Genomic DNA, 21,047 nt, shown 5'->3' on the forward strand with positions numbered 1-21,047 from the left:
TTCCTCGAACTCGCCCTGAACCAGGCCGAGGAGGTCGACGTCGAATGCGGAACGTGCCGCACGGAAGAATCATCCGCCTGACGGGCAATGCCAGACAACATGTCCAGTCACACCGGAGGCGGTCGCTCGATCGCCGTCGCTCAATACACGTGCGCCAGGCGGCGCCTGGCCTTCATACTCCACGCCGAAGAGGTCACCGGCAACGTGACTATGTCCTGCCGGTACTTCGAAATCAGCCGGCAGGCGTACGACGGCTTGTACCGCCGCTGGCAGGCCGAGGGCGTCGAGACCCTGCGGACCCGCTCAACGGGCCCTGCACCGGCGGAACACGGGCCGCCTGCGGGGCGAGCCGCACAGCGGGCCGCGGTCGGCGCTCAGCGCTCGTGCCAGCCGCCGGCCCGCAGGGCTTCCCGCAGCGGTGCCGACATGCCGGGAGCGACGCTGACATGGACCAGGCCTGCCTGTCGGCCGGTGGCGTGCTCGATGCGGATGTCCTCGATGTTGACGTCGGCGCGGCCCGCGTCCGTCAGCAGACGTGCCAGTTCGCCCTGTTGGTCGCCGATCATCACGGTCACCGATTCGAACCGCTCAGGCTGCGGCCCGTGCTTGCCGGAGATGCGGCTGCGGCCCGACACCCCCCTGCGCAGCATGGTCCCGACCGTCTTCATGCCGCTGCTGCGCTTGGCCTCGTCCGTCGCCGCCATGGCGCGCAGCCCGGCGACCATCTCGCTCAGGTCGGCGCCCAGTTCGTCCAGGAGGTCCGCCACGACCGCGGCGTTGCCGCCCAGGATGTCCAGCCAGAGCTGGGGGTCGGCTTCCGCGATCCGGGTCAGGTCCCGCAGCCCCGGACCCGCCAGGCTCACCTCACGTTCCTCGGCGCCTTCCAGGCGCATGGCGACCAGGCTCGCCACCACGTGGGGCGCGTGGGACACCAGCGCCACCGCGCGGTCGTGTGCCGCCGCCTCCATCAGGACGGGAACAGCGCCGCACAGCGTCACCAGCTCCAGTGCCGTGTTGAGCGTCTCGGTATCGGTGTCCGCCGTCGGGGTCAGCGCCCAGGTGCGGCCCTCGAAGAGGTCGCCCCGAGCCTTCAGCGGACCGCTGCGCGACGCACCCGCCATGGGGTGCCCGCCCACGTAGCACGAGGTGTCGCAGTTGAGGGCGATGACGTCGTGCTGCATCTCCGCCTTCACGCTCGCCACGTCCGTGTAGTGCCGCGCCAGGCGCGCGCCCTGTGCGTCCGCGAGGACCTTGCCGACGAGCGGCGGCGGCACCGCGACGATCGCCAGGTCGACGGTCTCCGTGGGCGGCTGCACCGTACCGGCGCCCAGGGACGCGGCCGTCCGGGCAGCCGCCGAGTCGACGTCCCTGAGGTACACGGTCAGGCCGCGCGCCCGCAGCGCCAGCGCCACCGACGTACCCATCAGACCTGTGCCGATCACCAGTGCGGAGTGCATCACGGCCACATCCATTCCTTCGGTTGATCAGTATGAGCAGGGGCCCGGGGCCGGGCGCCCGTCGATCGGGGCCCTGGACGGTGGGCGGCAACGCGCGCAAGGCCGGGCGGTGGCCGACGCCCCGCAGGGATCGGCCCCCGCCGAAGCGGGGTGGCAGCGCCCGCCGGGCGCGGCCGCTCACCCGTACGTGGGTGAGAGCCGCGCACAGCGTGTCGTCAGCGGAGCAGGGCAGGCCTCACTGGTGGTCGAACTCGGCCTCGAACGCGTCGATCTCCTCCTGGTCCAGGTCGAGGAGGTCGACGTTGGACGGGATCTCCTGGCCCGCGCCAGGGTCATCCGTGCCCAGCTGCACGATCGTCGCGATGCCCGCCGGCGTCCGGTGCTCGAACACCTCCCGCGGGCCGAAGACCATGCCGTCACGGTGGGCCCGCGCCGCCAGTTGCATCGAGAGCAGCGAATCCCCGCCCAGCTCGAAGAAGCTGTCGTCCGCACCGACCCGTGGCAGCCCGAGCACCTCGGCGAACAGATCGCACAGCATCCGTTCGACCTCGGTGACCGGCTCCCTGTCGGAGACGCGTCCGCTGAAGTCGGGCTCCGGCAGCGCCTTGCGGTCGACCTTCCCGTTCGCCGTCACGGGCAGCGCGTCGAGCACCACCACCGCCGCCGGCACCATGTACTCCGGCAACCGGGCCGCCACGCCCTCGCGCACCGCCACGGCGTCCACCGCGGCCTCCCCGGCAGGGGTCACGTAGCCCACCAGCCGTTCGCCGGCATGGCTGGCGCGGACCACCGCCACCGCCTGCCCCACCGACTCCTGCGCCAGGAGCGCCGCCTCGACCTCACCCGGCTCGATGCGGAAGCCGCGTACCTTCACCTGGTCGTCGACGCGACCGACGAAGACCAGCTCCCCTTCCGGGTTCCACCAGACCAGGTCGCCGGTCCGGTACATCCGCTCACCCGAGCCGAACGGGTCGGCCACGAATCGAGCGGCGGTCAGTCCCGCTCGGCCCAGATACCCCCGCGCCACACCCACACCGGCGATGTACAACTCGCCCACCGCGCCCGGTGGCACCATCCGCATCCACGCGTCCAGGACGAGCGCCCGGGTGTTCGCGGTCGGATATCCGATCGGCGGAATCTCGTCACCGTCCGGGATGTCCCGGCCGATCGTCATGGCGATCGTGGCCTCGGTCGGCCCATAGGTGTTGATCATCCGGCGCCCGGGTGTCCACCGGTGCACGAGTTCAGGGGGACACGCCGCCACGCCCAGGACCAGGCACGGCAGTACCCAGTCGGGTGATGCGGGAACGGTGGCCAGCACGGGGGGCGGGATCAGCGCATGGCTGATCTCCCGGCTCGCCAGCACCTCGGCCAGCTCCGCACCGGCCACCACGCCCTCGGGCGGAACCACCAGTGCCGCACCGCCACCGACGGCCATGAGCAGTTCCAGCACCGAGACGTCGAAACTCGGCGACGCCAAGGCCAGGACCCGGCTCCGGGTGGTCAGGTCAAGGCGCTCGGCCAGGCTGTTGGCCAGACTGGCCAGACCGGTGTGGGTGACCACGACGCCCTTGGGTTTTCCGGTGGAGCCGGAGGTGTAGATGAGGTAGGCCGCGTTTTCGGGCACTGCCCGCGACCGCACCGGATCGGTGGGGTATCCGCTGACCGCACGTACCACCGACTCGTCCACCACGACCGCCGGTCGCGCGTCGGCGAGGATGTAGTCGATGCGCGCCTGGGGGTAGTTCGCGTCGATGGGCAGCCAGGCGGCCCCGGCTTTGGTGACACCGAGGACGGCGACCACCAGTTCCAGGCAGCGGGGCAGCATGATCGCGACCCGGTCCTCGGTTCCGACGCCGTGGTCGATGAGCCAGTGGGCGAACTGGTTGGCGCGGGCGTCGAGCTGGGCGTAGGTCAGCGACTGGTCCTCGAAGACCGCCGCGGTCGCCTCAGGGGTGGCGGCGACCCGCGCGGCGAACATCTCCGGCAGCGTCTGGGCCGGCACCTCCACCGCGGTGTCATTGAACGCCCCCAGCTGTCGCCGCTCGGCATCGGTCAGGATCGGCACCACGGACAGCGGCACCCGCGGAGCGGCGACGAGGGCTTCGAGCACCTGCGTGAACCGATCCAGTACGGCGTCGGCCTGCGCGGCGGTGACCAGCTCGGGCTGGCGTTCGAGGCGCAGTTGCAGGCCGTCGCCCGGGATGGCCGTCAGTGCCAGGGGATAGTGGGTGGAGTCGGCGTCCGTCACGCCCTGCACACGCAGCCGGTCCGGTTCCGCGCCGGCGGCCGCGTCATCGGGCGCGGCAGGCTTGGGGTAGTTCTCGTAGACGAAGAGGGTGTCGAAGAGCTGCCCGAGCCCGACGGCCTGCTGGATGTCGGCGAGCCCGAGGTGGTGATGGGCCAGCAGCTGTGTCTGCTCGCTCTGCAATCGCCGCGTCAGCTCGGTGAAGGTGTGCTGCGGCTCCATCCGTACCCGGACCGGGACGGTGTTGATGAAGAGTCCGACCATGGTGTCGATCCCGGGAAGCTCGGCCGAGCGCCCGGACACCACTGAGCCGAACACCACGTCGTCACGACCGGTCATCGCCCCGAGGACCACGCCCCACACCGCCTGGAGCAGTGTGCTGACCGTGACGCCGAATTCGCGGGCCCTCGCCACCACGGCCTCGAAGGACGCCTCGTCCAGCGCGCCCCATATCTGCTCGGACATCTGGACCGGCACCGGCCGGTCCGCCGCCACCAGAGTCGGCTCGGGCAAGCCGGCCAGGGCCTCGCGCCACGCGGTGCTCGCAGCGTCCCGATCGGTTCTGCTCAACCAGGTCAGGTACTGCCCGTACGGGGTCACCGGCGCCAGCGCGAGCGGATCCGCTCCGTTGTCGTACAGCTTGAACAGTTCATCGAGCAGCAGGTGTATCGACCAGCCGTCGAGCAGGATGTGGTGAGAGGTCAGCACCAGCTGGTACTGGTCCGGCCCCACCGCGATCACCGTGAACCGCAGCAGCGGGGGCCGGGCGAGTTCGAACGGCTTCGCCCGTTCGGCCGCGGCCACCGCCGCCGCTTCGGCCTGCGGGTCTGCCGATTCCGTCACGTCCACCTGGGTCAACGGCACCTCCACGGCGTTGGCGATCACCTGGTAGGGGACCCCGGCGGCGCTGTGCCGGAAGCCGGCACGGAGATTGGCGTGCCGGTCCAGCAGCCCGCGCACCGACTTCCGCAGCAGCGGCATGTCCAGCGGGCCGGTCAGGTCAAGGACCGCCTGTCCGGTGTAGACGTCGACGCCGTCGCCCACGAAGCCGGCGTGGAAGGCCAGCCCGTGCTGCAACGGGGACAGCGGCAGCACCTCGGCCACACCACCGGCACCCGAGTGTTCGGCCTCAAGGGCCTCGATCTCGTGCTGCTCCAGGTCGACGAGGGCGAAGTCGGACGCGGTGTGTCCGCCTGCGGCAGGGTCAGCCGCCTGGCGGGCAAGGCCGGACAGCATGTCCAGCCATTGCCGGCCCAGTCGTTCGATCTCGGCCTCGTCGAGCAGACCGTCGGGCCATTCCAGCGTGAGCGTCAGCTGCGGGCCGTCCGGCAGGTCCTGGACGATCGCGTTGGCGTCCACCGCGTGCGGCAGTTCCGTGGTCGCGTCCATCGAACTGCCGATGTCCCCGGCCAGCTGCCACGCCCGCCCGTCGTTCTGGTCCCCCGCCGCGAACCGGCCCAGGTAGTTGAACCCGATCTGGGGCGAGGGCAATGCCGCGAGAACCGGTCCGGTCTCGCTGTTGAGATGGCGCAGCAACCCGTAGCCGAGCCCATCGCCGGGCACCGCCCGCGACTGTTCCTTGACCGCCTTCAGCAGGCGTCCGGCCGCCGAACCACCGGTGAGCGCATCGGCGAGGTCGATCCCCGCCACATCAAGGCGCACCGGGTGCACGCTGGTGAACCAGCCCACTGTCCTGGACAAGTCCATCCCGTCGACGGGATGACGGCCATGGCTTTCCACGTCCACCAACAGCGCGTCCACGCCATGCCACCGGGCCACCGCGCCGGCAAGCCCGGCCAGCAGGACCTCATGCGCCCCGCAGTGGAACACTCCCGGTGCCCGTCCCACCAGCACGGACGTGTCCGCCTTCGGCGCGACCCAGGACCGCGAGCGCACCACACCGCCCGCGTCCCGGCCTGTGGTCAGCTCGGGCGCGGCGACCGGTTGCTCCTCCTGGCCGACGACGGCCTGCCACGCAGGCAACTCGCCGACCCGCTCCTCGGAGACCGCCCACTCCTCCAGCAGGCCTGCCCACCGCCTGAACGACACCCCTGCGGGTTCCACCACCGGGTCCCGCCCGGCGGCCACCGCCTCGCAGGCGGCCTGGAGGTCCGGCAGCAGGACCCGCCACGACACTCCGTCGACCGCCAGGTGATGCACCACCAGCACCACCCGGCCCAGCCGGTCCGGGCCCCTGTCCACCCATACCGCCTGCACCATCACACCCGCGGCGGGGTCGAGCCGCGCCACCGCCTCCCGCGCGGCGTTCTCCACGGCCTCATCCAGCGGACGTCCTGCGGCCTCCACGCGGGTGACCAACCCGGCCGGGTCCACCGACCCGGGCTCGCCCACCACCAGCCGCCCCGGCTCCGTCCGCAGACGCAACATGTCGTGGGCATCCACCAGCGCCGCGAGACCGGCCGCCAGCGCGTCCTCCGTCAAGTCCGGCGGCGCGCCCACCACCGCCCACTGGGCGAACCCCGCGCCCACGACCCCGTCCCCCAGCATCCGCATGACCGGCGTCCAAGGGACGCCGCCCACACCGTCGGCCGCGGGGACGTGGTCACTGTGCGGCAGCGCCGATCGGGCCGTCAGTCGCGCGAGCCGCTCCGGTGTCCTGCACTCGAAGACGTCCCGCGAGGTGAACGTCAAACCGGCGTGTCGCGCCCGCGTCGCCAGCTGCATCGAGAGGATCGAGTCGCCGCCCAGTTCGAAGAAGCTGTGGTCCGCACCGACCCGGTCGATGCCGAGGACCTCGGCGAAGAGGCCGCACAGCGCCCGCTCGGCCTCCGTGACCGGCTCCCGTCCCGCGGTCGCCGCGGCGAAGTCGGGGTCAGGCAGCGCGCCCCGGTCGATCTTCCCGTTCGCCGTCACCGGCAGGGCGTCCAGCGCCATCACCGCCGTGGGCACCATGTGCTGTGGCAGCCGGGAGGCGAGCCCTTCGCGCACCGCGTGCGGATCGATGTCGCTGGGTGAGACGTAGGCCAGCAGCCGGTCCGCGCGGACGGTCACCGCGGCTTGGGAGACCCCTGGGTGGTCGGCCAGAGCGGACTCGATCTCGCCGGGTTCGATCCGGAACCCCCGGACCTTGACCTGGTCGTCGGCCCGCCCGGCGAACACAAGGTCGCCCTGGCTCGTCCAGTACGCCAGATCCCCTGTCCGGTACATCCGTTCGCCAGGGGCGAGCGGATCAGCCACGAACCGTTCCGCCGTCAGCCCCGCGCGACCCAGGTAGCCGCGCGCCAATCCGATTCCGGCCACGTACAGCTCACCGACGATTCCCGGCGGCAAGGGCAGCAGGAACGCGTCCAGCACATAGCAGCGGCCCCCCGCGATCGGCGTCCCGATCGGGACCACGTCCCGGCCCGCCGTCAACGGCGTACTCATCGCCGCGCACACCGTGGCCTCGGCCGGGCCGTATGCGTCGATCAGCCGCAGCCGCTCCGACCAGCGGTCCACCAGGCTCGGCGGGCAGGCCTCCCCCGCCACCACCACCGTCTGCAACGCGTCCGGCAAGACGTCGGCCGTGCCAAGGACCGACGGCGGAACCGTCACGTGCGTGACTTGCCACCGTTCCAGCGCCTCGGTCAGCGACACCTGCGGCGGCAGATCCCGCGCCGGCGCCATGACCAGCGTCGCCCCCGACAGCAACGCCATCAGCACCTCGGACACCATGGCGTCGAAGCCCAGCGCCGCGAACTGCAGGACCCGTGAGGACGGCGTCACGCCGAAGCGGTCGATCTGCGCCGCCGCGAGGTTGCCGAGCCCCGCGTGGGAGACGACGACCCCCTTGGGAGCGCCCGTCGACCCCGACGTGTACATCACGTACGCCGCGTCGCCCGGGCCCGCCTGCGGCAATTCCGCGTCCGAGCCCTCCGCCGGATCGGTCTCTCCGATCACCACCAGGCGATCCGCGAACTCTTCGGGCACGGCCGGCCGAGTCGTTCCGACGCACACCACCGACACCGGATCGGCATCGTCCAGAATCCACGTGACGCGTTCGGCCGGATAGGCCGGGTCCACCGGAACGAACGCGCCGCCCGCCAAGGACACGCCCAGTATCCCGACCAGCCACCACGACGACCGGTCCACCACCACGCCCACCCGGTGCTCAGGACCGACCCCGCGGGCCCGCAGCACAGCGGCCAGTCCCACCGCCCGGTCCCACAGCTGCCCGAACGACAGCTCACCTTCGGCGTCCACCACCGCCACGTCATGCGGGCGCTCCCTCACCACCCGCCTCACCAGGGCCGGCAAGGTCTCCCCCGCCGCCAACGCCGGTGCCGGATCGTGCGCGTGGCCCCCGGCCATGCCGATCCGCCCCACCGATCCGGACGGGTCGGCGACCAGCGCGGCGAGCGCGTCGACGAACCACTGGAGCGCCGACTCCGCGACGCTCTCCCGGATCTGCCCGCGCCAGTAGCTGAGCTGGATCCGGAAGTGATCTCCCGGGATGATGCCGAGGGTCAGCGGATAGTGGGTCCCCTCGACCGTGCCCAGATACGTGAACTGGCCCGCGAACTCGCGCGGATAGTTCTCGAACACCAGCAACGTGTCGAAGGTCGCGCCGGCGCCGGCCGCCTTCTGGATCTCCGGCAGTCCCAGGTGCTGGTGCGGGATGAGGGCCGCCTGCCGGCGCTGCACCTCGGTGAGCATGTCGATGACTGATTGGCCGCCGTCCAGGGGCACCCGGACCGGCACCGTGTTCATCATGAGGCCCGGCATCGACTCCACACCCGAAAGCTCCGCGGGACGGCAGGCGACCGTGGCGCCGAAGACCACGTCGGTCCGGCGCAGAAGCCGCGCCAGAACCATCGCCCAGGCGCCCTGTACCACCGTGTTCAGCGTCAGGCCGTGGTCGCGGGCCAGCCGCGTCAGCCGGGTGTGGACATCCGTGGGCAGGTGGACGACCTGGTGGTCGTAGTCCGCCACGGGGGCCGCTGTCGCGACCAGCGCCGGCTCACCCAGACCGGACAGCTCCGCCCGCCAGGCCGCGCGTGCCGCGTCCTTGTCCTGCCCGTCGAGCCAGGCCAGGTAGTCCCGGTAGGAGGCCGAGCCCGCCCGTTCCGGGAGCTGCCCGCCGGCCGCGTACGCCTCGGCCGCCTCGTTGAGGATGACCGCCACCGACCAGCCGTCGATCAGCGTGTGGTGAATGACGACCAGCAGGCGGTGCCGGTCCTCGGCGACGCGCATCAGCACCAGCCGGGCCAGGGGGGCCTCGGCGAGATCGAACCGGTTCTTCTGTTCCTGAAGGACCAGGGCGTCGACGGCCGCGTCGACATCGCCGGCACCCGTCAGATCCACCTCCCGCCACGGCAAGGTGACGTGCCGGTGGACGACCTGCACCGCCTTGCCCGACGGGAGCCGATGGAAGCTGGGCCGAAGCTGGGGGTGCCGAGCGAAAACCGCTTCCCACGTGGCCCGCAGCCGGGGGACGTCCAGCGGTCCGCTCAGCTCCACGAGCCAGTGCACCTGGTAGATGTCGCGGCCCTGGTCACCGGGGCCCTGATCGTCGAGGGTCGACTGGAAGAGCAACCCTTCCTGGAGCGGTGCCAGCGGCCAGATCTCCTCCGCATCCGCGTGGGCGGTCGCCAGGTCCGCCTCGTCCTGCGCGGTCAGGGCGATCAGCGGCTGGTCGGCGGGGCGATCAGCGGGTACGGCACGCGCGACGGCCGCCAGGCGTGCGGGCGTCTGCTCCTCCAGGATCTGGGCGGGTGTCAGCAGCAGGCCCGCCTTGACCGCGCGTGCCGCCATGCGCATCGCGACGATCGAGTCCCCGCCCAACTGGATCAAGCCGTCGTCGACCCCGACTCGCTCCAGGCCGAGCAGCTCGGCGAAGAGATCGCACAGCACACGCTCCGGCTCGGTCACCGGTGCGCGGCCGGTTGCGTTCGCCGCGAACTCGGGCGCGGGCAGAGCCGCCCGGTCCACCTTGCCGTTGGCGGTCAGGGGGAGCGCGTCCAGCACGATGACAGCGGCCGGAATCATGTACTCCGGCAGTTCGGCCCCGAGACGCTCGCGGATGAGATCGGGATCCGCGTCCCTGTCCGCCACCACGTAACCGATCGGGCGCCCGTCGATCGCCACCAGCACGGCGTCGTCGACGCCCGGCTGGGCCGTCAGGGCGGCCTCGATCTCGCCGGGCTCGATCCGGTACCCGCGGATCTTCACCTGGTGGTCGACCCGGCCCGCGAACAGCAGCTCGCCGTCCGCGGTCCACTGGGCGAGGTCGCCGGTCCGGTACATCCGTCCGCCCGTCACCTGACCGCCACCGTCCTCGGGGGCGCTGTCGGGTGCGAACGGATCCGCCACGAACCGCTCCGCCGTCAGGCCCGGCCGGTTCAGATAGCCGTCCGCCAGACCGGCACCGGAGAGGTACAGCTCACCGACCACACCCGGGCCCACGGGCCGCAGCGACTCGTCGAGCACATGAGCCCGACGGCCCGGCAGGGACCGTCCGATCGGCAGCGTCGGGCCCATCTCGTCACCTGGCTCGAGCACGTGCCACGTCGCCCACACGGTCGCTTCGGTCGGGCCGTACAGGTGCCGGATCCGCGCTCGGGGGCAGGCCTCCCGCACCCTGCGCACCGCGTGCGCGGGCACCAGGTCACCACCGGTCTGCACCTCATGGAGCCCCGCGAAGGACTCCGGCGACTCCTCCGCCACCGCGCGGAAGTTCCCGGCGGTCAGATACGCCCGTGTCAACCCGGCCGCGACCAACTCCCGCAGGCGCTGGGCGTCCACCGGCCCCGGCTCCGCGATCATCACACGGGCGCCCCATGCCAGCGGCACCCAGATCTCGAACATGGACGCGTCGAACGCGTACGGCGCGTGCATGAGGACCGCGTCGCCGGGCTCCATCGCCCAGCCGGGGCTCTCCACCAGCTCCACCAGGCTCCGGTGCGGGATGGCCACCCCCTTCGGGGCGCCCGTCGAGCCGGAGGTGTACATCACGTAGGCCAGATCGCCCGGGTGCACCGTGACGGCCGCCGCGTCGCACGCGCCTTCGTCGGTCGCGGCGTCCACCTGGATCGACTCGACCCCGTCCGGTACGCCGCCGCGCGCCGCGGCCGAACACACCATCAGGGACACCTTGGCGTCCGCCACCATGAACGCCACGCGCCTCGCCGGGTAGGCGGCGTCCACCGGGACGTACACGGCCCCCGCCTTCCATACGGCGAGCGTGGCCACGAGCAGCTCGGGTGAGCGGTCCATCATGACCGCGACGCGGTCGCCGCGGCGGATGCCCCTATTGATCAGGCGTCCGGCCAGCCGGCCCGCTCGCTCATCGAGTTGCCGATACGTCAGAACCTGATCACCGGCTACGACGGCCACCGCGTCGGGCGTCCGGTCGACATGCGAGGCGAACAGCTCCAACACCGTCGGTGTGGCTTGCGCTGTGGAATTCATCGTTCTCCTTCACGGACCACCTGATGCACCGACCGGAGTGCCATGTCCGGCCCGAGCCCGGTGCCGAGGTCGGCGGGCTCGGTGCCGTTGTCTCCCGGCTTGACGAACTGCGTGTGATAAAGCTCGGCGTAGAGGCCGCCCTCGGCCAGCAACTCCTCGTGCGTCCCGCGCTCGCGGACCTGTCCGCCGTCGATCACGAGAATCTGGTCGGCCTCGCGGATCGTGGACAGCCGGTGGGCGATCACCAGCGAGGTACGGCTGCGCAGGGCGGTCTTGAGCGCCCGCTGGACGGCAGCCTCCGACTCGGAGTCCAGATGCGCGGTGGCTTCGTCGAGGACGACGACCGAGGGCGCCTTCAACAGCAGCCGGGCGATGGCCAGTCGTTGTTTCTCCCCGCCCGACATGCGGTAGCCGCGGTCGCCCGATACGGTGTCGAGCCCACTGGGGAGGGACTCGATCAGATCCCAGATCTGGGCGCCTTTGCACGCTTGGATCAGCTCTTCCTCGGTGGCGTCCGGGCGAGCGTAGAGAAGGTTCTCCCGGATCGTGTCGTGGAAGAGGTAGGTGTCCTGGCTGACCACCCCTACCGTTTCGCGGAGCGAGTCGAAGGTGAGGTCCCGCAGGTCGTGTCCGCCGACGCGGACCGTCCCCGAGTTCGCGTCGTACAGCCGGGACACCAGGTGGGTGATGGTGCTCTTCCCCGCGCCGGACGGTCCGACGAGCGCGGTGAGGGTGCCGGCCCGCACGTGGAAGCTCACGTCGCGCAGGACGTCCGGCGTCACCTTCCCGCGTTCGCGATCGGACCGCAGATGCTCCAGAGACGCCAGTGAGACCTCGTCCGCGGTGGGATAGCGGAACGACACGTTCTCGAACTCGACGTCCGGCGCCACGTTCGTCGCGAGCGCGACCGCGTCGGGGCGCTCCTGGATCAACGGCTTCAGATCGAGCAGTTCGAAGACCCGGGAGAAGGTCACCACGACGGTCTGCGCGACCTGCTGCATCCCGGACAGCTGGGTGATCGGCCCGAACAGCCGCTGGAGGAGGGTGGCGATGGCGATCAGCGTGCCGAGCTGGAAGGCCCCGTCGAGTACGAGTCCGCCACCGATCCCGTAGACGATCGCCGTGCCGAGCGAGGCCATCAGCGTCATCATCACGAAGGCCATCCGGCCCCAGACGGACAGCTTCACACCGATCTTGCGGATCCTGTCGGCACGGTCCGTGAGTTCGGCCATCTCCTCGTCCGGACGGCCGAAGAGCTTGGAGAGCATCGCCCCCTGCACGTTGAACCGCTCCTGGAGCCGTCCGCCGAGGCCGGTGTTCTCGTCCATCTGCTGTCCGGTGCGCCGCTGGATCACCCGCCCCACGTGCACCCAGGGCACGATGAAGAGCGGCACCAGCGCCAGCGTGATGAGCCCGACGAGCCACGACAGGTAGAACAGCTCGGCCAGCACCACCACGACCATGACCGCACTGGTGGCCGCCATCAGCAGGCCGCTGAACTGCTGCTGAGCCATGATCAGTTCGGTGTGCAGCCGGCCGACCAGCACCCCCGTCTGGGTGCGCGTGAAGAACGCGAGCGGCAGCCGCCGGACGTGGTCGAGCGCCTGGACCCGGAGGTCGTAGGTGATCACCTGTCCGATCCGCCCGGAGATGTAGGCGGACACCAGCGACAACCCCGCGCCGAGCACGGCGAGGCCGGCGGCGAGGCACGCCATCGAGATCACGACCCCGCGGTCGTTCTTGACGATGCCGTTGTCGACAAGCTCCCTCAGCAGCAAGGGAGTTGCGGCGACGGTAAGCGCCTCCATCGTGGCGACCACACCGAAGAGCGCCACGGTGCGGATGTGCGGGCGGAAGTAGGCGAGCACGCGGCGCACCGTCCCCGGGTGGATCGTGGTCTGCCAGGGATCGGGATCGTCATCGCTCTTCCTCACCCCCTGGTAGCGCAACACCATTTCCACGCAGGTGCCCCTCTCACACGACTCACGAAGCCAGCGGAGCCCAATCGTGCTGAATCACGTCGATGTCCACGAGTGAGTCCAACTGAACACTTCTGGCACTTGGACGCATCTGCCGGTGTCTGTGCCGCGCGGCTGCCGCGGCACGGCTGACCACCACGGCCGCCCTCCCGACCTGGGCCTCGTCGGCTTGCCGCCGCATGGCGCAGGGGGAAAGGAGCAGCCCCGGAATTCTTGCTCGATCGTCTCTGGGGGGCCGCGGGCAGCGCGAGGTACACCGGAATCCGGGCGGGAAGGTCCACATCCGGATGGGGAGGGCCCGCGGGCACTCGCCGTCGGCTCACCGAGCCGTCTCAGCCGGGCGCCGCGCGTCTACGACCCGCCCAGGTGAGGGTGGGCCTTGGCCGGGAGATCGTCAAGAGCGTCACCGGGCACGCGACGGAACTCTCGCCCTCAGCCCGGGGGGCCTGTGGGCGGGCTCTACGTCCTGCGGCGACTGCCTGCCGCCCGGTACTCGGCGGCTGCCCGCCGCTCGGTGATCGTGATCGCACGCGTCGGCGACGGCCGTGACGCGGTGACGGGATGGGTTCACGCCGAAGCCGCGGGCTGGACTGAGCATGTGGTCCAGGCCGCGGACGGCGGAGAAGGCGGTGGTCCGCGTCGAGGGTTCCTTCCCGACGCGACGCGTCGGGAAGGTTCATCGTGGGCTGTGTGCGCCCCGCCGAGTGGCCGCCGGTGGCGACGCGCGCGCGGGGCCGGTTCGCCTGGCCTCACGCTCCCGCGCTGACCAGGATTCCCCGTCCCGCGTAGAACCGCTCGAAGACGCGGATGGGCAGCGACGCGGATTCCGCGTTGTGCGAGTAGCCCGACGGGTTATGGAACCGTACGATCCCGCCGCGGACCGCGTGAATCAGCACGAGGTGCCCTCCCCGTCGCGGTTCGTGGGTTCTCGGGTCGCGAATCTCAGGAGACACCGAAGCGATCAGGACCTGCCCGGGGTGCACCGCTCGGGCGGACGCTTGAAGCGGTGTCCGCTCGACCAGTTGGCATGTGAGGCCGAACTGCGAGCTGACCCAGGCCATGAACGGCCGGTATATCAGCCCGTGGACCTTGCCCTCGGGTTCCACCACGTAGCAACCCCAGTCGAGGGCCTGCGCGAGGAGTTCGCGCATCGGCAGCCGGACATCCGTCCAGCCATGGAGCAGGGATTGCAAGCAGGCCAAGCCGCAGATTTTACGGGACCAGAACAGGTACTCCTCGCGCGAGTGGTATCCGTCGGAGGCCCAGTCGTGCAGTTGCGACGGGTCGGTGCGCCTCAGGAAGACGTCGACACCCGATGGCGCGGCACGCTGGATGACGACCTCGTCGTTCCGGTCCAGGCTTCCCCACTGAGAGACATAAGGGAGGCTTCTGTCATGTGATGGGAAAGTCGAAATAGACATCTGCATACGGCTCGCTTTCCAGCGTGTAGTGCCACCACTCGCTGTCGTAGCGAGCAAATCCGCAGTCCTCCATGATGGAGCAGAGGTACGCGCGGTTCTCCGCTTCGATGGGCTCTATGCCCTCTGCTCCATGATGTGAGATCGAGTCCATGAGGTCGTGGCCACCACCCATGCGGGCATTTTCTCCGCCGGCAAGGTGGTAGAGCGTCAGGTCGACTGAACTGCCGCGACTGTGGCCCGACTTGGCGGCCACATATCCCTTGTCGAAAAGCTCGGACCTCTCGATGTTGGGGTAGTGGCGCTGCTTTGTCCGGCCGTCCTCCGGCTGTTGTGACCAGCGCCGGAAGCAGTCGACGGCGCGTTGCGGACGGTATCCGTCCCAGACGAGCAAGCCGAAGCCATGGGTCGCGGCTTTTTCCTGTGCCCGGCCCAGGGCTGCGCACAAGGCTCTGGTGCCGACTATCCGGTTCACCAGGTAGCCGTCCACCGGCTGCCCGGTGAAGTTGTCCCGGGTGGCGTACTTGGCGTCCCAGCGGATGCCGGGCACCAGCTCGTCCAGGTACCCGAAATCACCGTTCATCGCTTTTCCCGGTCCAGTGTGATGGACACGAGCCGATCGAGGACGTCGGTGAGGGGCATCCCTGCGGCGGCCATCATCCGGGGGTAGCGGCTGTAGGAGGTCATGCCGGGAAAGGTGTTGACTTCGTTGAGTACCACCTGGCCGTCGTCCTGGAGGAACAGATCCACGCGGGCGAGCCCCCGGCAGCCCAGTGCGCGGTAGATGTTCTTGGCACTCTCCTGGACGAGCTGACGCGCTTCTTCGGAGATGTCGGCGGGAACGATGAACGACGAGTTGTCCGAACCGGTCTCGGGCGAGGCCTCCTGGTGGATCCTGAAGAACCCGTGCGAGAGCGCTACGCGGTCCACCTCGCCCGCGATCAGGGCGGAGGGGTCCCCCAGGATCGCGCAGCCGATCTCGCTGCCGGTCACGGCCTCTTCGATCAGGACCTTCGAGTCGTACTGTCGTGCGGCGTCCAGTGCGCCCGGCAGGTCCTCCGCACCGGCGACCTTGTTGACACCGAAGGACGAGCCCGAACGGGCCGGCTTCACGAAGACCGGGTAGGGAAGCTGGTCGGCGTCGACCTTCTCGTTCTCCGTGACCACCCAGAAGTTCGGCGTGGCGATGCCCGCGCTCTTGGCGACGGTGTAGGTCAGGGACTTGTCCATGCAAATGGCGGAACTCTGGATGTCGCAGCCGACATAGGGAATTCCGGACAGCTCCAACAGGCCCTGGATCGCACCGTCCTCACCGAGCGTGCCGTGCAGCACGGGCAGCACGAGGTCCAGACGGACCACTTCGAATCGTTCCTGCTCCAGGACGAGCAGCCCGTGGACGCTCGGGTCGGGCGACAGCATGACCGGACGAGCGTCTTCCTTCTCCCAGTCCCCGGCGGGGGAGTCACAGAGCTGCCAGGCACCGGACTGCGTTATGCCGATCCAGTACGGCTCGTACTTGTCGGCGTCGAGGTTCTTCGCGACCTCTCGGGCGGACTTGACGGAGACGGGGTGTTCCTCGGAAGAGCCCCCGAAGATGATGCCGATCCTCAGCTTGTTCATGCTTTCCCGCTTTCGAAGTCGAGGCAGTTGATGAGACTGTTCCTGATGGTGTCGCTCAGTGCGTGGTCGGTGTAATACGCCGTGTGCGGGCTGATGAGCACATTCGGCAGCTCCTGAAGTCGCAACAGCGAGCGGTTCCCGATGGGCTTGTTCCGGCAGTCGGTGTAGAAGATTCCTTCCTCACCGTCGAGGACGTCCAAGGCCGCGCCGCCGAGTCTGCCGCTCTCCAACGCCCAAAGAAGAGCTTCGGTATCGACGAGCGGCCCGCGTCCCGTGTTGACGATGAACGCGCCGTGTTTCATCTGCCCGATACGTCGGCGATCGATGAGATGGCGGGTTTCCGCGGTGAGCGGGGTGTGCAGCGTCACGATGTCGCTGTGCCGCAACAGCTCGTCGATCGGCACGTAATCGGCCGCGGTCTTGGGGCGGTTGTCGTACGCCAGCACGTGGCAGCCGAAGCCGCGCAGCCGGTCGATGACCGCTGTGCCGATACGCCCCGTACCGACCACTCCGACAGTCAGGTCGCGCAGCTCTTTGCCGCGTATCTCACTCAGTCGGTAGTCATGAGCGTCGGTGCGGCGGATGGTGGCCTTCGCGTGACGCACGGCCATGAGCATCAGCATGAGCGTGTAGTCGGCCACGCTGTCGGGAGAGTACGCCACGTTCCCGACGGAGATACCGACACGTTCCGCGTGACTCACGTCGATGTGGTTGTATCCGACGCTTCGTGTGGAGAGGTACTCCACACCGACGCGGCTCAGTGCGCTGAGCGTGGCACGCGTGACGCGCGTCTTGTGGCCGATGCTGATGCACCGGTTCCCGACTGCCAGGTCGACATTGGCTTCGGATACCGCCGCCTTCGTGATGGTCGGCTCCACGCCGAAGCGAGGCGCTATTTCCCGGAAGAGAAGGGCCTCGTCCTTATCGCACCCATAAACGGTGATTCCCGTTGTCGAGACAGTCCGTGAGGTCGCCACCGGCGCTCGGGTGCGGAACGTCGTCGCTCGTGTCGGTCCGCTGGAACTCATGCCTACCAGTCAAGAGGACCTGGTGTTGCCAGCGCGTATGCGTTTTTTGATACGCCGACGATATGTTGCCGACCTCTTGCGGCGCAGGCCGGTGCCCGACTTGCGCCGCAAGGGCGAGTACCCCGCCCGCAGCGGGTGCCGGCGAGGCGAATCCGCAGGCCAGCGGCGCTGCTGTCGGCCCCGGTGCTCGTACCGTCGGCGAGTCCGGTCGACCCCACGGACGAGCTATCGCGGCCGTCCGGACACGGCCGTGCTCTCGCGGGTGCCGGTCGGCAACATATCGTCCGCGTATCGAAAACTGCATACGCGCTGACAACACCACGCTTCCTTGACTGGAAGGCATGTATTCCAGCGAACCAGCCTCTGCCGTCCGCTACCTCGCCGGCCCGCCCCCGATCGCCGTCACAGCGACCGGACGGTTGTCGCCGCGTTTCACCGACCCTTGCGCGGTCCAGGCATGATCCCGCTCAGCCTCGGTGAGATCGCCACAGTAGTCGGTGGGACGGTCGCGGGTGACGACGCCGTGACAGTGACCGCCCCGGCCGTGCTCGACAGCCGGCAGGCCGAGCCGGGCGGCCTCTTCGTCGCCTTCGCCGGAGAACACGCCGACGGCCACGACTACGCCGACCAGGCCGGCCGGGCCGGCGCGGTGGCCGTGCTCGGCTCCCGGCCCACGGCGCTGCCGACCGTCGTGGTCGAGGACGCCACGGCCGCGTTGCAGGCACTCGCCGCCCACGTCGTGGCACAGCTGCGCGACCGCCTTACCGTGATCGGGGTGACCGGGTCCCGCGGCAAGACCAGCACCAAGGACCTGCTGGCGGCCGTCCTGTCCAGCTCCGCACCGACGATCGCCACGGCCGGCTCGCTCAACAACGAACTCGGCATGCCGCTCACCATGCTGCGTGCCACCGAGGACACCCGTTTCCTCGTCCTTGAGATGGGCGTCCGCCGCATCGGCGACATCACCAAACTCACCGGCCTGGTCGCACCCGACGTCGGTGTCGTCCTCAACGTCGGCCAGGCCCACCTCAGCCATCTCGGGTCCCGCGAGGCGATCGCCCGGGCCAAGGGTGAGCTGGTGCGGGGTCTGGCACCCGGCGGCACCGCGGTCCTGAACGCCGACGATCCCCGGGTGGCCGCGATGCGCTCGCTCACCGACCGCCCGGTGCTGACGTTCGGCCAGACGGAACGCGCCGACGTCCGCGTGCTCGACGTGGTCCCCGACCGGCTCGCCCGGCCGTCCTTCACCCTGCGCACCGCCGCCGCCTGGGCCCCGGTCACACTGCCGCTCGTGGGCACTCACCAGGCGCTCAACGCGTCGGCTGCCGCAGCGGCGGGCCTGGCGGCCGGAGTGCCCCTCGATGTGGCCGCGGCTGCGCTGCCCACGGTCGCGCTGTCGAAGTGGCGCTTGGAGCTACGCGACCTCGCCGGCGGCGCGACGCTGCTCGACGACTCCTTCAACGCCGACCCCGACTCGACCCGCGCCGCCCTGGACACGCTGGCGGCGATCGAGGGCAAGCGCCGCATCGCCGTCCTCGGCGAGATGCTCGAAATCGGCGACGACAGCGAGGCCCAGCACCACGCCATCGGGGAGTACGCCGCCTTCCGCGCCGACGTGGTACTCGCGGTCGGCGTCCGGTCGCTCGCCGACGGTGCCGGGGAGCGGGCGGTGGCGCTGGCAGACAACGCCGCGGCCGTCGAGTGGCTGCGCGGCCGGATCACCGCCGGCGATGTGGTGCTCCTCAAGGCCTCCCGCGGGGCGCGCCTCGACGAGGTCGCCACCGCGCTCACCTCCGGGCCCCAGCCGCGGTAGTCCCCCGCGATCCCGGCCCGGGCGGCGGTGCACAGTGAGTGAGTGGGGGTCGACGGCGGTGGCGTGCATATCGCTGCCGCCACCGTCCGGACCGGGTCTCGCCGCCACCGTCCGGACCGGGTCGCAGGGCCCCTGCCCGGGACACGCCTGGTACCGCTACGGCGCCTCCGCCACGGCCGGCAGGGAGGTTCGTCAGGCCCGATCGCCCTCTGTCCGTGTGTGCCCCGGCGCGGCGGGCAGCTGCACCGTGACGCGGAGCCCGCCGGCGGGGCGCGGGGTGAGGGTGAGGGTTCCGTCGTGGGCCTGGGTGATGGTCTTGACGATCGCCAGGCCGAGGCCGACACCCGCGTGGCTGCTGTGGATGCGTTCGGTGCCGCGCTGGAACGGCTCGGTGAGGGTCGCGACCAGCTGTGGGGTGAGCTTCTCGCCGGTGTTCTCGACCGTGAGCACGACCGTGTGGGGGCGGACGCTGGTATTCACCCATACGACGCCCTTTTCGGGCAGGTTGTGGCCGATCGCGTTGTGCAGAAGGTTCGTGGTCATCTGGAGCAGCAGCGCGGGTGAGCCGATGGTGGTACCCACGTCGCCGGAGGTTTCGATGGTGACGCCCTGCTTCTCCGCCAAGGGGAGGAGCGTTTCCGTGGCTTCTTCCGCCAGGAGGGACAGGTCGACGGGTTCCCTGGCGAATGACTGCTGGTTGGCGCGGCTGAGCAGGAGCAGTGCTTCGGTGAGGTCGATGGCCCGGGCGTTGACGACGCGGAGGCGCTCGACCAGCTCGCACATGTCGTAGTCCGGATCGTTGCGGGCCACCTCGAGAAGCGCCTGCGTGACCGCCAGCGGGGTACGCAGTTCGTGCGAGGCGTTGGCCGCGAATCGCTGCTGTTCGGCGACGTGGGCTTCGAGCTGCGCGAGCATGGCGTCGAAGGAGTCGGCGAGTTCGCGGAACTCGTCCCGGCGGCCCGACAGGCGGATCCGGTAGGAGAGCGGTCCGTTCGCCACCTTGCGTGTGGCGTCGGTGATGCGTATCAGCGGGGCGAGCATCCGGCCGGCCAGGATCCACCCGCCCACGAGACCGAACACCAGCAGGAACGCCAGCGCCAGGATTCCCGCCGGGACGAAGACGACCGGGCCGAAATTGCTCGGGTCGAAGACGCGCAGGAAGTCGGAGCGATCGGGGACGTCCAGGCTGTTCGACCTGCCCCGCAGAAGGAACACCCACGCGGCGGCGAGCAGCAAGGTGCCCGCGATCACGAGGAACCCGGCGTAGCTGAGGGTGAACTTGAGGCGGACGCTCAACCCTTGACGTCTATCCACGCACCGCCCCCCGGTCATCGTCGTCAGGTCCTGCGTCGATGCGGTAGCCGACCCCGGGCACGGTGGCGATCAGCCAGGGCTCGCCGAGGCGTTTACGCAGGGCCGAGACCGTGATGCGCACGGCGTTGGTGAACGGGTCGGCGTTCTCATCCCACGCTCGCTCAAGCAGCTCCTCCGCGCTGACGGCACCGCCCTCAGCGGCGACGAGGACCTCAAGGACGGCGAACTGCTTCCTGGTCAGCGCGATGTAGCGGCCGTCGCGGTAGACCTCGCGGCGGAACGGGTCCACACGCAAGCCCGCGATCTCCCGCACAGGCGGCCTGCTGTGGGCCCGCCTGCGGTTGAGTGCTCGGAGCCTGAGCACGAGTTCCCGAAGCTCGAAGGGCTTGGTGAGGTAGTCATCCGCACCGATCTCGAACCCGGAGGCCTTGTCGTCGAGCCGGTCGGCGGCGGTCAGCATGAGGATCGGCATGCCGCTGCCGGAGGCGACGATGTGTTTGGCGATTTCGTCACCGGTGGGTCCTGGGATGTCCCGGTCGAGGACGGCGATGTCGTAAGCATTGGTACTCAGCATCTCCAGAGCGGTATCACCGTCCCCGGCGATGTCAGCCGCGATCGCTTCCAGGCGCAGCCCATCGCGGATGGCCTCTGCCATGTAGGGCTCGTCTTCGACGACTAATACACGCATAGCCTGATGTTACGAGCCGGTGCATATCGTCGGTATATGGAAAACCGGATACGGCCTTGCAACATCGTGCCC

The 21,047-nt window shown here is 69.9% G+C and carries 10 protein-coding genes and 1 pseudogene; 2 read left to right on the forward strand and 9 right to left on the reverse strand.

Features of this window, described 5'->3' with window-relative positions:
- Positions 1-99: 99 nt before the first annotated feature.
- Positions 100-315 (forward strand): annotated as a pseudogene (locus AC07GB_RS21905) (helix-turn-helix domain-containing protein); the annotation flags it as partial.
- A gap of 59 nt (positions 316-374) precedes the next feature.
- Here the strand turns inward: AC07GB_RS21905 and AC07GB_RS21910 are convergent.
- From AC07GB_RS21910 to vanH, 7 genes are all read right to left on the reverse strand, one after another.
- On the reverse strand, positions 375-1,472 hold the full coding sequence (locus AC07GB_RS21910; protein WP_478847863.1) for a prephenate dehydrogenase: 1,098 nt from the start codon (positions 1,470-1,472) through the stop codon (positions 375-377).
- 220 nt (positions 1,473-1,692) lie between these two features.
- On the reverse strand, positions 1,693-11,115 hold the full coding sequence (locus AC07GB_RS21915) for an amino acid adenylation domain-containing protein (RefSeq protein ID WP_478847865.1): 9,423 nt from the start codon (positions 11,113-11,115) through the stop codon (positions 1,693-1,695).
- Positions 11,112-13,070 carry an ABC transporter ATP-binding protein gene (locus AC07GB_RS21920; RefSeq protein ID WP_478847949.1) on the reverse strand — a complete coding sequence of 653 codons (1,959 nt, stop codon included), beginning with the start codon at positions 13,068-13,070 and terminating at the stop codon, positions 11,112-11,114. Before AC07GB_RS21920 ends, AC07GB_RS21915 begins: the two co-directional genes overlap by 4 nt.
- A gap of 773 nt (positions 13,071-13,843) precedes the next feature.
- Positions 13,844-14,515 carry a hypothetical protein gene (locus AC07GB_RS21925; protein ID WP_478847867.1) on the reverse strand — a complete coding sequence of 224 codons (672 nt, stop codon included), beginning with the start codon at positions 14,513-14,515 and terminating at the stop codon, positions 13,844-13,846.
- Positions 14,487-15,095, reverse strand: a complete 609-nt coding sequence (gene vanX / locus AC07GB_RS21930; protein ID WP_478847869.1) for a D-Ala-D-Ala dipeptidase VanX — start codon at positions 15,093-15,095, stop codon at positions 14,487-14,489. Before vanX ends, AC07GB_RS21925 begins: the two co-directional genes overlap by 29 nt.
- Entirely contained in the window at positions 15,092-16,132 is a 1,041-nt protein-coding gene (gene vanA / locus AC07GB_RS21935) for a D-alanine--(R)-lactate ligase (RefSeq protein ID WP_478847871.1), read from the reverse strand. Before vanA ends, vanX begins: the two co-directional genes overlap by 4 nt.
- Positions 16,129-17,160: a D-lactate dehydrogenase VanH gene (gene vanH, locus AC07GB_RS21940; protein WP_478847873.1), complete on the reverse strand. Its 1,032-nt coding sequence runs from the start codon at positions 17,158-17,160 to the stop codon at positions 16,129-16,131. The genes vanA and vanH overlap by 4 nt, the downstream gene beginning before the upstream one ends.
- Positions 17,161-17,617: 457 nt before the next feature.
- Between vanH and AC07GB_RS21945 the strand changes: the two genes are divergently transcribed.
- Positions 17,618-18,973, forward strand: coding sequence for a UDP-N-acetylmuramoyl-tripeptide--D-alanyl-D-alanine ligase (locus tag AC07GB_RS21945; RefSeq protein WP_478847875.1), 1,356 nt, complete (start codon positions 17,618-17,620; stop codon positions 18,971-18,973).
- 192 nt (positions 18,974-19,165) lie between these two features.
- Here the strand turns inward: AC07GB_RS21945 and AC07GB_RS21950 are convergent, their stop codons facing one another.
- Together AC07GB_RS21950 and AC07GB_RS21955 are read right to left on the reverse strand one after the other, a co-directional pair.
- Positions 19,166-20,287 (reverse strand): sensor histidine kinase, encoded by a 1,122-nt coding sequence (locus tag AC07GB_RS21950; protein WP_478847877.1) that lies wholly within the window; start codon positions 20,285-20,287, stop codon positions 19,166-19,168.
- On the reverse strand, positions 20,280-20,975 hold the full coding sequence (locus tag AC07GB_RS21955) for a response regulator transcription factor (protein WP_478847879.1): 696 nt from the start codon (positions 20,973-20,975) through the stop codon (positions 20,280-20,282). The genes AC07GB_RS21950 and AC07GB_RS21955 overlap by 8 nt, the downstream gene beginning before the upstream one ends.
- Positions 20,976-21,047 lie beyond the last annotated feature (72 nt).

It is taken from the genome of Streptomyces sp. NPDC045778, assembly GCF_056431945.1.